Source organism: Stenotrophomonas oahuensis, assembly GCF_031834595.1.
In the GTDB taxonomy this organism is placed as follows: Bacteria; Pseudomonadota; Gammaproteobacteria; order Xanthomonadales; family Xanthomonadaceae; genus Stenotrophomonas; species Stenotrophomonas oahuensis.
This window is the reverse complement of sequence record NZ_CP115541.1, coordinates 2,219,647-2,233,726: the sequence shown is the minus strand read 5'-3', so window position 1 is coordinate 2,233,726 and position 14,080 is coordinate 2,219,647. Positions and strand designations below refer to the sequence as shown.

Sequence of the window (14,080 nt, the reverse complement as noted above, 5' to 3'; positions counted from 1 at the left end):
CACATTCACAGCAGGGGGAAAAACATGGAAGCCGTACTAGACGATACGTTCGATCTCACCGTGGTTCGCGTTGAAGAGGGTGGCAATACGGGCGGGGGCAAGTACTTTTACAGTTTCTCGCCCGCCATCATCATGGCCACCCAGCCGGGCTACCTTCATTTCCGACTGACCAAAGACTGCTCCAAGGGCATTCGCATCTTCGCCGTGGTCGACAACGGCACCAGCGGTCAGCTGGAGCCTGCGAAGGTTGCAAGAAGCGGCAAGACCGCCAGGATGTTCGACAACATGACGGCCAATGCGCTGATCGACGTGGCCGTGGTGGTTACCGACGATACCCTCAAAGAAAAGAAGTTCATCGTCTGCGACCCGCAGGTGATCAACGTTCCGGACTGATGCGGCGCGACCGTTCGCCAGCGCATGGTGAACACAGCTGAATCATCGGTTCACGCCCTCCACCTGGGCTTAACCCGGTGCGCACCACTCCTGACCTACGCTACGGCTTGAGCCATACGTAGGTCAGGAAACTGCATGTCCTTGAGCCCCACCCCCGCCCTCAACGAAGCCGAGCGCCAGCGCGCGCTTGATGCCCTGCACATCGTCGGCAGCCTGCCCGAACCGGCTTACGATGACATCGTGAAGGTGGCCGCCGCCGTTTGCGGCACGCCGATGGCGCTGGTCACCCTGATTGACCGCGACACCCAGTGGTTCAAGGCCCGCACCGGGCTGGACGGTCACCAGACCGAGCGCAACGTCGCGGTGTGCGACCACGCCATCCGCCAACCCGATCAGCTGATGGAAATTGGCGACCTGATGCAGGACAGCCGTTTCGCCGACAACCCGGTGCTCAATGAGATCGGCGCACGCTTCTACGCCGGCATGCCGCTGGTGACCGAAACCGGAGCAGCCGTGGGCAGCGTGTGCGTGGTGGACCTGAGCCCACGCGAGCTCAATCCGACCCAGCGTGACGCATTGCAGGCCCTAGCCCGCTTGACCATGAATCTGATGGAAGGGCACGGTCGCGAGCGCGAGCAGCAGGTGTCCACCATTCTCGAACAGGCGGTGGCGGTGGACGGCCCCACCGCGCCCACCACGGGCGGCAATTACAGCGTGGTGATTCTGGAGCTGCAGCAGCTGGATGACGTGGCCCGCCGTGTCGGCGAGCGCACCCTGGACCGCCAGCTCACCCTGCTCGACCAGGCGCTGGAGCAGTGCCTGCAGTTGGAGCGCGGCGACAGCATCAACCGGGTCACCGGCAGTGGCGAGTTCATTGCAGTGCTGGGCACCGACAAGCCCGAACACACGCTGGAGCGGTTCCAGCGGGCGGCCGAGTCCGTCACCAGCGTGCTGGGCACCCGTTTGTTGATCGGTGCCGGCACCACCAGCACCGGGGAATCCAACAACGTGCTGTTCCTGCGCGCCGACCGCGCACTAAGCGAGGCCAAGGACGCGGCGCGCTGACGCGCCGCTAGTCCCCGCGCGGCAGCTTCGCCGCCCACATGTTGTCGACCAGATTCGGATAGGCGCGCCCGTTTTCTTCGGCGCGCTGTTTTGCTGCGTCCTTCTGCGCGGCAGAGAGCGGCTGGCCCTTGCGCTTCTTAGGGTTGGGCTTCTTCCAAGGGGGCGTGGTGGTCTTAGGCATGGCGCATCATTGCGACTTACTTACCCAACGCGCGGGCCTTGCTGCTGCACCAACTGCTCATTCTGCTCCTGCTGCCGGCTCTGGCTTTGCGACGGCGCATCCACACCCTGCAACCGCTGCAACGATGCCTCCAGCGGCGCATTCAACGCCTGCTCGGTCGGCATATGCGCGCGGCGGTGCGCCGGGTTGGCCGGGTCACCCTGCACCACGAAGAACGTTTCGCCCTGGCGCTTGGATTCGGTGGCGTTGCTCAGGAACACATGGTCCACCCGCGACAATCCGCTGTCCTGTGCAAGGCAGGCTGCACTGGCCGCCATGCGTTCACTGTTCTGGTCGAACTGGCGGCCCAAGGTGGTTTCCAGCCGCTGCATGGCGTCGCGCGACTGGGCCAGGAGGGGGTTCTGCTGGGTGTTGGGGTCGTGGGACATGGGAAACCTCGAGCGAGCGGCATGTTGGGGGACGCCTCAATCGTAGCAGGATCCGTGTGAGTGCCAGCTGCCCCCTCAATCACGCAGATTGATCGCGCGTATCAATTGCCAGCAGCCTGCGTGGCGTTCGAACACATAGCTGTCACTCTCGTACTCCATTCCAAAGGTGACCCTATAGCTGCCTGAAGTTTGAGCCTCAACGGATACCGGTGCGTTGAACACCCCGCGCCTCATGCCGTCCAACGATACCGGGTTGGTGGCCACGTCCTCTGAGACATACAGTTCGAACTCTGGAAGGTATCTGTATTTGAATCGATTGAGCCGCGCCGCACCCTGCTCTTCAACGACGCCGGCGGGGGTTTCATACGCCAATGGCTCCCGGGTGTACTGCCTTCGCAGCGCAGCCGCCTGTGAGGAAGCGAAACCTTTCAGGAACTCGCCAAATTCGGCTGAAGGGCATTGTTGCAGGCCAGCCGAAGGAACCTCACCACACCTGCGGTAACTGCGCACCGCCTCACCATCCGTGATCGTCAGATGATCACCTTTCAGGACATAGATCTCGTCTACGCCAACGCCTAGCGCGAGGTTGGACTCGGTGGATACCGACCACGCGACAGGGGCATTTGATATCTGGGCTATCCGCCTGAGCGTGTCCGTGCTTTCGAAGCCGAGCAGGCGCTGGGGCTGGATCTCGATTGGTGTATCGGAATCGGGATTGACCGGGAGCTTGCATGCTTCTGGACCCAGGTCCCATGTACCGATTACCTCCTTTGGGAACCTCGCTGCTTCCGCTGCGCCGGCTTGCCACACCGATATCAAAGCCGGGAGGCCGATGCCGAGTGCAAGACGAATCGATTCTTCGGCGTTCATGACTGCATTTCCGTTGCCGCCCCGGCTGGGTCATGACGGGCATTCTGCCCTCGGCGGTGGCCGAAGGGTGTAGGAAAACTCCCAAAGTTGTGTCCCGGCGACGGCGTTATCTCGTGGGGAGACACCGTGGCAGAAGCGCATGCCCGGCCGGGGTCCATGCGTTAATGCGCCGATGGATGTCATCGGCGGACGTCTTTCGACCGTCCCTACCAGATCCCACCCCGGCGTAGAGCCACGTCGTGCGTGGCTTCGTGGTGCCGAATGAAGAGCAGCCACGCAGGGCGTGCCTCTTCGCGCTTTCCAGGTTCCCGTGCCGCGGTTACAGCGCGATGCGGGCCACTGATTCCTCGCTGCCCTTCTCGTCCTTTTCGCCATTCTTGACGGTCACGTACAGAACGTTGTTCTTCGCATCCAGCGCCAGGCTGTTCGGATGCGTGGGCACTGCGTACGTCGCAACCTGCTTGTAGCTGTCGCTGTCATACGCGGTGACCGTGCCGGCTTCGCGGTTCGTCACGTACAGGCGCTTGCGCGGTGCGTCCAGCAACAGGCCCAGCGGACCGGCGTCGGTGGGGATGCTGGCCAGTTCCTTGCCGGTCTTCGGGTCCAGCACCAGCACGCGCTTGCCCGGGTGTTTGGACACGAAGCCCGGAATGCTGGTGCCCTGGTACTTGCGGATCATCTCCAGGCCCTGGTCGGTGACGAACAGGCGCTTGCCGGTCGGATCCAGTGCCAGGTTCATCGGCTGCTCGGCGGTGACCTTGAAGCGCTGCTCCACCTTTGCGGATTCAGTGCCCACGGTGACCACCTCGCCCAGCAGATTCGAGGTCAGCACGCGCTTGTTGGCAGCGTCGAACACCAGGCCCGGAGCCTTTGCGTTGCCCAGGCCCGGGATGGTGTTGATCAGCTTCAGGCTCTGCGTATCCACCACGAACAGCACGCTGCCTTCGCCGGAATGACCGGTGACGTACAGGCGATTGTTGGCCGGGTCCACCACCAGCTCGCGCAGGTCGTGAGTGTAGGCGGCCTTGCCGTCCTTGCCGACCTTCTTTTCCATCAGCTGCACGATGCCGATGGCCTTGTTGTTCGCGGTGTCCACCACGGTGACCGAGGTGTCCACGGTGTTGCCCACGTACAGGCGGTTGTGCGCGTCATCCAGCACCACGCCGAAGGCCTTGCGTTCCAGCGGGATTGCCTTTTCCACGGCCAGCGTTTCCGGGTTCAGACGCAGCACCTGCGAAGGGCCGGCGTTGTCGCCGAAGCCGCCCGAGGAAGCGACGAACACGGCGTTCTGGGTGGGGCTGAAGGCCAGCTCGTACAGGCCCTGGGCAACCGGCTTGCGGACCACGTTTGCGGCGGCAGTAGCGGCGGTTTCAGCGGCAAAGGCCGACGGTGCGCCCACGGTGAGCGAGATGGCCAGTGCCAGCGCGGCAGAACGGAACAGGGTACGGGGGTGCATGCGAGCGTCCTTCGAAAGAGGCGGAGGAGGTTGGCTCGCGCGGCCGCGGGAGGGCGGCCGACCCACACAACGGGAACGGCGTGGGCAGGCTGGCTGAGGGCGATATGGTAGCAGAGGTCGGCCGCGCAGGCAGATTGCGACACGGTTCCGGCGGCGTTCCGGCAGCCTTGCCTATACTGGCCGCACTCAATGCAATGGACTGGCCCTATGCGTGTGATGTCATCCGGGCGCTGCGTGATGCTGGCAATTGCGGCTGCGGTCTGCGCCAGTGCCTGCGCCAAGGCACCACCTACGGAACCAGAAAGGAATTCGACCATGTCCGAGACTACCCAGGTCGGCCGCACCGTCAACGGGCACACCTATACCGACGCGCCTGTGGACGTGAAGCTGGGACCACATACGTTCCGGATTCCGGCCAATTACCTGGACAGCCAGATCGCGCCGTGGCCGGGCGAGGGGGTGAGCCTGGTGATCGAGTGGCCGGATATGGGGCCGAGTGCGCCGGGCGCGCGGGCGAATCCGCGTACGAATGATTTCCGGAAGGAGATCCGGATTCTTGTCAACTACGTCGACCGACTGCCGATAGAAACGTCGCTGGAACGGCATGCATCCAACGAGGCCATCACACCGCCGGACTCGCTCGAGCGGGATGATCCGCAAGAGCGACTGGACTTGCGAGTAGCGCAACCTGAGGACATGGGGTTGACCCCCTACACAGTTGACGAAGCGAAGATGGCACTGTTCGCCAAGGCCTACGAGGCGAAGTACGGAACACCGCCACCGCGTGGTCGATTGTCGGAACAAGATTGGTACGTGGCGCGCGCTCCCGACGGTCGACTTAGTACGTACATCAAGTGCGGAAGCAAGGCCCACGTCAGGGATGGCGTCAGGCTTGATGGTGCCGAGATCATCGACGTCCCGGGCGAGCTCCCTGCCGCAGGCTGCGTTCACTACATCACTGATATCAACGATCGCCTTTCGATCAGCATCAACTACAAGCGAGTCTTTCTCAAAGACTGGAAGCGAATGGAGGACGCCATCCGCGGCGTTCTAGCCCGTTCCAAGGTCAGTTGATCCGCCACTTATAAGGAGCATTAGATGAATGGACGGACGGATTCTGACCTACGCATCTTGGCCAGCCATGCCAACGCTGGGAATCGCGAGCTGTACTGGAACTACCTTTCTCAGCTTCCTGGAGCTGACGGATACGGCACTTTGGCGCTGGGCGTTGTTCGTAACGACAATCTGCCGGGTCAAGTTGCGAACAGTTATGCTCAGGACTACGCGAAGCACCAGCATGATCGCGGCTCTCGGTTTGAGAACAAGGAGCCGACTGAGCGCGACTGGGAAAAGTTTGGTCAGACCCTCCTACTTGAGGATCTGGAACGGCGCAGGTACTGGACTCGCGAAGGCCGCCCCGATTTGGCGCTTAATCTACCGGGCGAGGATGTGATGCTAGCCCATGACAAAGCCTTCGAACTACATGATCTGGACCCTAACTGCTGGACACCTCGCGTGCTGCTCCAGGCCGCACAAGAAGACTCTGGTCCGCAGAAGGTGGAAGATATCTGGCAGAACATGTTGGTAAATGACAACTGGGGCGTAAACCGCATGTGGGACACGATGGTCGACTCTTTCGCAGAGAAGGGAGCACGACACGGCGGGTCCTACTTGGTGAAGCTTGGGGTCATGGAGCTAGGTCAGCTGACGGATAGTCGGAACACCGTCGATCCAAACGTGATTGGCAGCCACAACAAGTACTCGCGTTACTTCGAGGAAACCGGAACGTGGGTGAACTACAGAACTGGGGGCCGCGATGTATTCCACGAGCAGGAGAAGGATCCCGCACGCATAGCAGAGCTGAACGACGCCCGCGCAGTACGCCTGGAGCGTCAGCAAAAGTCGACTCAGTTTCATGAGGAAGACACCTTCCGAACCATTACGCCAAGTCCGAAGACCGGTTCTGTTGATGATGTTCCAGACAAGAACCAGCCAATCACCCGCCTTGCCGACATCGGCCCGGGCCATCCCGAGTATCCGCTGATGCAGCAGGTTCGCGAGCAGGTAGCTGCATTGGACGCGAAGCATGGCCGCACGTTTGACGAGTTCAGCGAACGCATGACCGCCAGTGTGATGGCGCTGGCGCGCGAGAACAATCTAGATCGAGCTGATCATGTGGTGTTGAGTGCTGCCACTGCCGAACATGGCCCCGGTCGCAACGTCTTTGTTGTGCAGGGAGATTTGAATGATCCTGCGCACCGACGTGCGGCGATGTCCACACAGGACGCTGTGCAGACGCCCGTGGAGCAGTCGTTGCAGCGGTTGGAAGTGGCGAGTGCGGATCGCGCGCAGGCATTGGCGCAGAGCCAGCAGCAGGAGGTTGAGCGGCAGGGACGGGAGAATCCGGCGATCCGGATGGGGTGATGTCGTCGGGCGTGGATTCCGCCAAAGGCGTTTCGTTGGTGGGGTCAATGCGTTAATGCGCCGATTGGGGTTATCGGCAGTCGTCTTGCGACCGACTCTACCCGTGCAGCATCAATGGGCGTTCAGAGGGGTACCGGCGGCCGCAATGCGCGGCACGGTCGCGATGTTTGGCAATGGTAGGGTCGGTCGACAGACGACCGCCGATGGCAGCGCAACGCCCGGTAACGCATGACCAGAGAACGAAGAAGCCCCCCGTTATTTCCCGCCGCTCATCTCAATGCGCAGGCTCGGGTCGGTCTCATGGTTCTCCACCACGTCGTTGTACGCGTCCACAATCAGCTGAAAGTCCTCACGCCGCCCATCCACACTGAAGCGCCCAAACTGCAGCACATTGGTCGCCATGAACTGCTCGAACTCGATCACGTCCACGCGATCGTGAATACCAACATTCTCCAGCAGCCCTTCCGCAGTAAGCAGCCCACGACGCGTGGTCACAATCACCGGCCGCTTGCCCTTACCCAGATTCTCCCCGCACTTGCGGATCAGGCTCTCTGACGGCGCAGTGCTCACATGCACCGCCACATCGCCCAGGTCGAAGTCACCATGGCGGTCCGGCTTCTGGTCGCTCTGATTGGAGCCGTGGTGCACCACCAGCGCCTTCTCGGCTTCCGGCAGCACAACCTGAAGCGTAGCCCCCACCAGGTGCTGCATCATCGTGCCCAGGTACATGGTGCCGCCCGCTTCCTTCTGGCGCGCTTCAGCCTGCGCAGTGAGGTGACGCACGGCGGTGCGCAGGCTCCAGGCGGCATCCAGCTTCATGCTGAAGGGCTTCCCGGCGAAGAAGGCTTCCACGCGGCTGATCCAGAAGCGCTCGGCGGCGGCCAGATCCAGCGCACCACGCAAGGCACTCTGTTCGTTCAGGAACGCCACATAGCCGCGCATGAAGCCGATGCTGCCGCGACTGGTGCGGCCGCCCTCCTCCGCCAGCACGCGGGTGATGCCGTGCTGGGCCAGGATGGCCTGCACCGCGGCACGGCCCAGGCCCAGCACCTGCCCGCCCTGCTCGGTGAGCAGGTCATCGGCGTTCAAGGAGGTGCCGCTGGCAGCGGCGCGGCGGGCATGGTCGTTTACCACCAGCATCACGGCCAGTGCGCCTTTGCCCTTCACCTTGGCCTGCTGGCTGTAGGTGACCAGTGCCTGCAGAAAGTCCGTGTCTGCGGTCAGCGTCGCGGCATCCGCAGCCGGAGCCGGAGCCGCTGCGTCCGGAAACAGACTCACGCCGCCACCTCGGCACGCTGCGCATGCTGCAGCAGCGGTTCGAAGATGTGTTCGGCCAGATGGCGCACCACCGGCACGGCCACGCCGTCACCGGCGATGTGATACGCGTCGTTGTAGTTGGGTGGCAGGCGGTAGGTATCCGGAAGGCCCATCAGGCGCGCCGCCTCGCGCGGGGACAGCAGGCGCGAGCGGATCTTCCGGCCTTCCACCACCAGAATGCTCTGCCGGCTGGAACCACCGGACGGCGTACGCAGGCAGCCGGCAATGTCGTCGAAGCGGACTTCGGCGCGCTGCACCTTGTTGCCGTCCTCGTCCAGGCGGGTGCGCTTGTACACGCCACCCACCATGCGCCGGCCCGCCTTCTGCGCCTCGCGCACCTTCTTGCGGTTGGCCTCGCTCATCATGCCCAGCAGCTTCTGGGTGCGCTCGGCGGTGTCCCACTTCACCCCGGTCGGCGCGTCTTCAATCACGTCCACGAAGTGCAGCGCACGCGCCGGTGGCGTAGGCAGGTTCCACCACAACCACTGCTTGCGGGCAGCCTTGCTCAGCCCAGCCACGGCCTCCTGCATACGGGGCGGGTGCCAGGTGGGGTGCGCCTCACTGCCCAGCAGCGAGGCCGGAAGTTCCACATCGTCGCGCACGCCCACAATGAACACACGCGGGCGCGACTGCGGCACGAAGTGGCGTGCATCCACCATCAGCGCACCGAAGCGATAGCCCGCACTGGAGAACGCGCTGCCAATGGCGGCGAAGTCGCGGCCCTCGTTCGAGGTGAGCACGCCGTACACGTTTTCCAGCACGATGATGCGCGGCGCGCGGCCTTCCTTCTGCAGCGACTGCATCAGCCGCCAGAACACCCAGAACGTGCCCGAGCGGGTCTGCTGCTTGTCCTGCCAGTGGCCGATGCCCTTGTATGCACCCGCCAGCGAAAGGTCCTGGCAGGGGAACGACGCCCAGGCCAGGTCGGCCTCGTCGGCCAACTGCGCAGGGCTGACATTGTTGATGTCATCCACCAGCAGGTCGTGGCCGCCGTTCCAGTTCTCCCGGTAGGCGCGGCCCTTCATCGGCTCGAAGTCGTTGGCGAACAGGCACTGCCACTCCGGCCCCAGCCCGGCACGGGCCATGCCGCCGCCGGCGAAGAACTCATAGAAGCGATGCCCACCCGTGCCGGAAGCGACGCCGGGCGTTTCGGCCACGCCGGTATCGCGGGCGATCTTGTCCTCGATGGCCCGGGCGATCCAGCTGCTCATCGGCACCTTGCCGCCGTCTTGGTGGCACAGGCGCTCGATGGCTTCGTGCTGCTCGGCCGACAGGCGCAGGCTGGTGCGACGCTCAGGGGCGGGGGCTTTCATGTGGTGCGGAGCGTCCAGGACAGGTTGGCGCCAAATTTTGGCTCCCTGTGATGATACGGGATCGCGGTCTCAGGGCAAGAGATTGGGTGGGTGGTTTGGAGTTCGGTGGACTGAAGACCGGGTGGGTCGGGTTGTGCCTGTCATCGGGTTGGGGGACGATGGTTGGGCCGGCCAGGGATGAGGGGTACAACCGGCATCATGCCTATCCCCGGACTGATCACCTTAACTTAGGGACGAAGCGTTCTGATGGATCTGAACTCCGAAATCAAGACACCTTTTTACGAAGCGAATGGAATTTCCATAGGCGAGCCACGTGTGCAGGCTGATGCCGCTTCTGGAGACGCTAGAGAAGTGGAGTACCAGTACTCATTCCATCGGTCCGAAGAGAGACTCACCGGAATGGGCGTCGGAGGAGTTGAGTACTTCATTAAGCGCCCCGGCTATCACGAGCGTCTGTTTACCATTGACCTGAGCACCGATCCCGCCCTTGCCGCCGCACTGAGGGTCAAGCCGATCCTCGGAAGCCAGGATGACGATTTCACCTATCTCCGTGAGTTGGCCCAAGGCCTGCTTGATGGATTCAAGACGGAATCTGGCAGCTTGGTCAACAAGAGGTATCTCGTATTCTCTGGAATTGACGCGCTTTCCCGGCACTCCATACGTGTCCCTGCCGATGTCGTACCCCGCGCGGATGGAGTGATTGTGCTCGCGGAGGCGTTTGTTTCGTCAGATGCTGGTTAAGGAGAACCACGATGCCAAGCTTTACCTTCGATGATTTCGCGCGAACCACGCTGACGCCGGCAACCAACGTTGATGATAGCCCTATCACCCCACAGCAGATGGATCGGGTCATTCAGTACCTGAAGTCTCCTGGCTCAGGACCAGATAGTGCTACCAGCTATGCCGAGTTCGTCGAAGCCAAGATGAAGCAGTTTCCGCCGGAACTCGCAGCCGGCCGGGAGTACGTCGGGTTCTCCGGCAAGGACAGCCATAAAGCGTACAACTTCGATAACGCCGAAGCGTACGTAACGCAGACCAAGGATCGCGCCGGAATCATCGGCAATACACCGTGGGGCGAGTACATCAATGACATCCAGAAAAATCCATCCCAGCACCCTGACTTCCTGCGTGCCATGGAGAAGTTCAAGAGTCATTTGATTGCGGAGGGCTTGGTTCCGATGGGAACTCCTAGCGGAGCCCTCCAGGACATGATGTGGAACGCCGGAAGCCCGCGTTACTTCGAGAACGCCATTGCCACAGGCAAGCCTCTGGTCGCCTTTGTCGAAAACGCCCCAGCCAATCGCGGCTTCAGCAACTTCGAGCTGCCCACGGCACTTGAACACCCCAACACCCGCATCAACGGCTATCCCGTTAGCGCCTTCGGGCCAGACCCCCTCGCCTTCGTCAGCCAATCCGCTGCCGAGTACCAAGCGCTCGAGCGCACCCTCGCCCAGCACGCATCCGCCAATGGCACCAAGGCGGTCACCGTGGCCGAAATACGCCTGGAGATCATGCCGATCGAAGGCTATGACGCGCCAGCCAGAACCCTATACGCGCGCCCATTGGACGACTACAAGTCGCTCAGCCTCGCCGAGATGACCACCGCACGGCTCGATTGGGTCGCAGCGCGCGGAGTGCCGCTCGACGGCCCGCGCCTCACCGCTGAGGCTCCGGAACCGCCGCAGCGTGCTCCCGGCCAACCCGGCGCACCGCGCGGCCCACCGAGTGCCGCAACCGCCGCCGAAGTTGCCGTCGAAGCCGCGCCACATCGCGTGCCCGGCGGCATGGGCCCCGGCATGAAGGTCGCCGGCATTGCCGGCCTTGCGCTCATGGCGCACGACTTCGGCACCACGGGGCACAAGTGGGTGCAGTTGCACTCTCAAGGCAATGACGCCGCCGCCGACTCCACCGCAGCACATTTCGTGGGTCGCAATGTCGGCGGCGCGGTGGGCGGCTTCATCGCTGGCGCAGGCGTGGGCCTGACGACAGGTTCGTGGACCGGCCCCGGGGCCATCATCAGCGGCATCGGCGGCGGTGCCTTTGGTGCATATCTTGGCGACAACTGGGCAAAGCAGAAGGATATCGACCGCGTTTACATACAAGAGGATTCGCTCGGACGCACGTGGCGGCGCGATCCTGCTGATCCGGACGGGCGGTGGTATCGCGGGGCACACCAGCAACAGGTGCAAAGCACTGATCTGGGCACAGGCGTCGAAGTGCGCCCTGTGCAGGATGCGCTGGGCAACGACGTTACCTTCCGCTCCAGCTATGTGGCCACTGGGACGCTCGAGCGCCAGCTCAATCACAAAGCCGCAACGGCGTCCTACGAGCTGGGACTGGACAATCTGCCACCTGCGCGCGACCCGTACCACATCAACGCCAGTGCGGAAACCTATCCGCCGCGCGCACCTTTTGAGATCGGCCGCGACTACGTGCGTGACGCGCGCAGCGGCGAGTGGATGCTGGAGATCCAGACTCGGGTCGATGGCCGCGCGCCGAGCAACCATCGTGAGCCGGTGGATCCCGAACGCCTGCCGATACTGGATGAGCAATCGCGCACCATCATTGCGCAGAATGCGGCCAATACCCCGGCCGCCCTCGCCGCCCGCTACATGGTGGCCCACGAACAGCAGCGCTGGGATGACTTCGCCACGCGCGATAGCTCCGCTATTCCATCTGCCATCCAGAACGCCCGCGACAACCCTGACACCCTGAAGGCCAGCAACGGGCAGACCTACACGCGTCAATCCGACGGGCAGTGGCTTCACGACGGCGTGTTGTTCGACAGTACGGCCAATCTGAATCTGCGCGATGAGCTGGAACTCACTTGGCAAAGCCAGGAGGCCGGCGTGCAGGGCCTGAGCCAGATGGCCGATCAGATCTGGGAGAACCGGCAGCTTGAGCCTGAAGGCATACGCGGCCAGCTGGAAGATCTGTACGCCAAGCATGGCATCGAGCGTACGCCCGAGCAGCTGGACGCTACCACTGCCGCCGTGCAGCAGAAGCTGGCACAGTCTGGCAATGCGGAAGGCATAACGCTGGAGCTCATGCCGGACCCTCACACTCATGCACCAAGCGCGGATAGTGCCGTGGCAGTGTTCCGCGATGATGGGGGAAACCGCGTGGTGCTGCACAGCGCGACCACGGTGGAAGACGTCGCTCGGCACCAGGCCCAGCTGGCGGCTTCACCCGCGCCGACGCAGAGCAGCGCCCCTATGTTGGACGCTGTAACGGTGACCGCACCGCATCCAGGGGCACAAGCGCCTACTCCACCACTCCTGCCCAACCACCCGAATCACCCCGACCATCCGGCCTACGACAAGATTCATACGTGGGTGGAGAAGACCGGCAACTGGAACGAGGAGCAGAGCCATAACGTGGCGGCCTCGCTCTACCGGAAGCAGGCGGAGAACCCGGCCTTCCAGCGTGTGGACCGGGTGACGGGCGCGTTGGGGCCGAATGGGGAGCACAACGTGATTGCCACCTATGCTCCCCATGGCGACAAACCGCCCTTCTTCAATGCGGTGGTGGACGGACGCGAAGCCATGCTTCAGCCCGCCCAGCAGAACCTAGAGCAGGCGGAGGTGGTGAAGCAGGAGCAAGCACGCCAACAAGGACGCGAACAGGCACAGCCCGCAATGCACATGTAGAGCTACGTCCTGCGTGGCTTCGCGATGCCCGATAGAACCTGGGAAATCCAACGTGATCAAGGGGGTGATCATGAAAGACGCTCAGCAACAGGCAAAGGTCGCAGTCATGATTGACTGCGACAACGTCCCGCCGGATATCGTTGACTTCGTCATGCCGATTGCCACTCAGGCGGGACGGGTCACCATTCGGCGCGGCTACGGCAACCAGACGACCTTGAGTGGGACCTGGAACAAGGTACTCGCGGGTGAGGTCTTTGCTCCCTGCCTGCAGTTTCAGCACGCATCCGGGAAGAACACCAGCGACATCGCGCTTGCGCTCGAAGCGCTGGAAGCACTGCTTGATGGGCGTGCGGACACCTTCGTTCTGGTAACCAGCGATAGCGACTTTGTCTGTTTGTGCAGAAAGCTCAGGGAGCGGGGTGCCACGGTCTACGTTGTAGGCGATGCGAAGACTCCTCCCCCATTGAGGAAGATCTGCGACCGGTTTCTAGAGGCAACTTCAAGCAAGACGAAGCCGCCGGCAGTTACCCAGGCAAAGAAGCCTGCGCCGCCGGCACCCCAGCCTGCCGCGAAGAAGGCGGCCAAGAAGGCTACTGGCCCACAGTCTAAAAGCTGTCCTCAGTTTTTCTTTGACGAGGTAAGCGAGCTTGCGGCCACAAGCCCGAACGGCAAGGTGCCGCTCAATGCGCTGGGGCAACACTTGAGCAGGAGCCACCCTGGCTTCACCACCTCGAAGTACGGGCACGCGAAGCTTTCAACCATGGTCAACGGCTATGGCCAGCTGAAGCTTCACAAGGAAGGTGGCAGCTCGTCGGTGAGCCTGGTATCGGCAAGCAAGGGTCAGAAGCCCGTATGCACCGCGTAGCGACGCGCCATGCGCGTCGTCGCAACAATGATTCCCCGTAGATCCACGCCCTGCGTGGCTTCGCGGTGGTTGGGTTGGTCGAAGCCACGCAGGGCGTGGCTCTACGAGGGGCATCCTC

The 14,080-nt window shown here is 62.8% G+C and carries 13 protein-coding genes; 7 read left to right on the top strand and 6 right to left on the bottom strand.

Translation table 11 applies throughout. From position 1 onward, the window contains the following. Positions 1-24 precede the first annotated feature (24 nt). On the top strand, positions 25-393 hold the full coding sequence (locus PDM29_RS09790) for a hypothetical protein (protein ID WP_311193634.1): 369 nt from the start codon (positions 25-27) through the stop codon (positions 391-393). Positions 394-528: 135 nt separating this feature from the next. Continuing rightward, positions 529-1,458 carry a GAF domain-containing protein gene (locus PDM29_RS09785; RefSeq protein ID WP_311193633.1) on the top strand — a complete coding sequence of 310 codons (930 nt, stop codon included), beginning with the start codon at positions 529-531 and terminating at the stop codon, positions 1,456-1,458. Between the two features lie 7 nt (positions 1,459-1,465). Here PDM29_RS09785 and PDM29_RS09780 read toward each other — a convergent pair whose 3' ends face one another. From PDM29_RS09780 to PDM29_RS09765, 4 genes are all read right to left on the bottom strand, one after another. Continuing rightward, the gene (locus PDM29_RS09780; protein WP_311193632.1) at positions 1,466-1,639 is read right to left on the bottom strand and encodes a hypothetical protein; all 174 of its coding nucleotides are present in this window, start codon (positions 1,637-1,639) and stop codon (positions 1,466-1,468) included. A gap of 20 nt (positions 1,640-1,659) precedes the next feature. Next, positions 1,660-2,067: an XVIPCD domain-containing protein gene (locus tag PDM29_RS09775; protein ID WP_311193631.1), complete on the bottom strand. Its 408-nt coding sequence runs from the start codon at positions 2,065-2,067 to the stop codon at positions 1,660-1,662. A 75-nt stretch (positions 2,068-2,142) separates the two neighbouring features. After that, positions 2,143-2,937: a hypothetical protein gene (locus tag PDM29_RS09770; protein ID WP_311193630.1), complete on the bottom strand. Its 795-nt coding sequence runs from the start codon at positions 2,935-2,937 to the stop codon at positions 2,143-2,145. 319 nt (positions 2,938-3,256) lie between these two features. Next, positions 3,257-4,393 (bottom strand): YncE family protein, encoded by a 1,137-nt coding sequence (locus PDM29_RS09765; protein ID WP_311193629.1) that lies wholly within the window; start codon positions 4,391-4,393, stop codon positions 3,257-3,259. Between the two features lie 207 nt (positions 4,394-4,600). Between PDM29_RS09765 and PDM29_RS09760 the strand changes: the two genes are divergently transcribed. Then, positions 4,601-5,467: a Smlt3025 familytype IV secretion system inhibitor gene (locus PDM29_RS09760; protein ID WP_311193628.1), complete on the top strand. Its 867-nt coding sequence runs from the start codon at positions 4,601-4,603 to the stop codon at positions 5,465-5,467. 24 nt (positions 5,468-5,491) lie between these two features. Then, on the top strand, positions 5,492-6,817 hold the full coding sequence (locus PDM29_RS09755) for a Smlt3024 family type IV secretion system effector (protein WP_311193627.1): 1,326 nt from the start codon (positions 5,492-5,494) through the stop codon (positions 6,815-6,817). Positions 6,818-7,072: 255 nt separating this feature from the next. Here PDM29_RS09755 and PDM29_RS09750 read toward each other — a convergent pair whose 3' ends face one another. Both PDM29_RS09750 and PDM29_RS09745 read right to left on the bottom strand, forming a co-directional pair. Further along, positions 7,073-8,095 carry a DUF4928 family protein gene (locus PDM29_RS09750; RefSeq protein WP_311193626.1) on the bottom strand — a complete coding sequence of 341 codons (1,023 nt, stop codon included), beginning with the start codon at positions 8,093-8,095 and terminating at the stop codon, positions 7,073-7,075. Then, positions 8,092-9,447, bottom strand: coding sequence for a DNA cytosine methyltransferase (locus tag PDM29_RS09745; protein WP_311193625.1), 1,356 nt, complete (start codon positions 9,445-9,447; stop codon positions 8,092-8,094). Before PDM29_RS09745 ends, PDM29_RS09750 begins: the two co-directional genes overlap by 4 nt. 246 nt (positions 9,448-9,693) lie before the next feature. On the opposite strand from PDM29_RS09745, the gene PDM29_RS09740 reads away from it, so the two are divergent. The 3 genes from PDM29_RS09740 to PDM29_RS09730 all read left to right on the top strand — a co-directional run bounded on the left by PDM29_RS09740 (position 9,694) and on the right by PDM29_RS09730 (position 13,962). Beyond that, complete coding sequence (locus PDM29_RS09740) at positions 9,694-10,188, top strand: hypothetical protein (RefSeq protein WP_311193624.1); 495 nt, start codon at positions 9,694-9,696, stop codon at positions 10,186-10,188. An 11-nt stretch (positions 10,189-10,199) separates the two neighbouring features. Then, complete coding sequence (locus tag PDM29_RS09735; RefSeq protein ID WP_311193623.1) at positions 10,200-13,097, top strand: XVIPCD domain-containing protein; 2,898 nt, start codon at positions 10,200-10,202, stop codon at positions 13,095-13,097. Between the two features lie 70 nt (positions 13,098-13,167). Further along, positions 13,168-13,962 (top strand): NYN domain-containing protein, encoded by a 795-nt coding sequence (locus PDM29_RS09730; protein WP_311193622.1) that lies wholly within the window; start codon positions 13,168-13,170, stop codon positions 13,960-13,962. The last annotated feature ends 118 nt before the right edge of the window (positions 13,963-14,080 follow it).

Excerpts from the sequence above, each read along its gene's own strand:
- PDM29_RS09770 (WP_311193630.1), bottom strand. The coding sequence starts at position 2,937 with ATGAACGCCGAAGAATCGATTCGTCTTGCACTCGGCATCGGCCTCCCG.
- PDM29_RS09755 (WP_311193627.1), top strand. The coding sequence starts at position 5,492 with ATGAATGGACGGACGGATTCTGACCTACGCATCTTGGCCAGCCATGCC.
- PDM29_RS09735 (WP_311193623.1), top strand. The coding sequence starts at position 10,200 with ATGCCAAGCTTTACCTTCGATGATTTCGCGCGAACCACGCTGACGCCG.
- PDM29_RS09785 (WP_311193633.1), top strand. The coding sequence starts at position 529 with ATGTCCTTGAGCCCCACCCCCGCCCTCAACGAAGCCGAGCGCCAGCGC.
- PDM29_RS09760 (WP_311193628.1), top strand. The coding sequence starts at position 4,601 with ATGCGTGTGATGTCATCCGGGCGCTGCGTGATGCTGGCAATTGCGGCT.
- PDM29_RS09765 (WP_311193629.1), bottom strand. The coding sequence starts at position 4,393 with ATGCACCCCCGTACCCTGTTCCGTTCTGCCGCGCTGGCACTGGCCATC.
- PDM29_RS09790 (WP_311193634.1), top strand. The coding sequence starts at position 25 with ATGGAAGCCGTACTAGACGATACGTTCGATCTCACCGTGGTTCGCGTT.
- PDM29_RS09730 (WP_311193622.1), top strand. The coding sequence starts at position 13,168 with ATGAAAGACGCTCAGCAACAGGCAAAGGTCGCAGTCATGATTGACTGC.
- PDM29_RS09780 (WP_311193632.1), bottom strand. The coding sequence starts at position 1,639 with ATGCCTAAGACCACCACGCCCCCTTGGAAGAAGCCCAACCCTAAGAAG.
- PDM29_RS09745 (WP_311193625.1), bottom strand. The coding sequence starts at position 9,447 with ATGAAAGCCCCCGCCCCTGAGCGTCGCACCAGCCTGCGCCTGTCGGCC.
- PDM29_RS09740 (WP_311193624.1), top strand. The coding sequence starts at position 9,694 with ATGGATCTGAACTCCGAAATCAAGACACCTTTTTACGAAGCGAATGGA.
- PDM29_RS09775 (WP_311193631.1), bottom strand. The coding sequence starts at position 2,067 with ATGTCCCACGACCCCAACACCCAGCAGAACCCCCTCCTGGCCCAGTCG.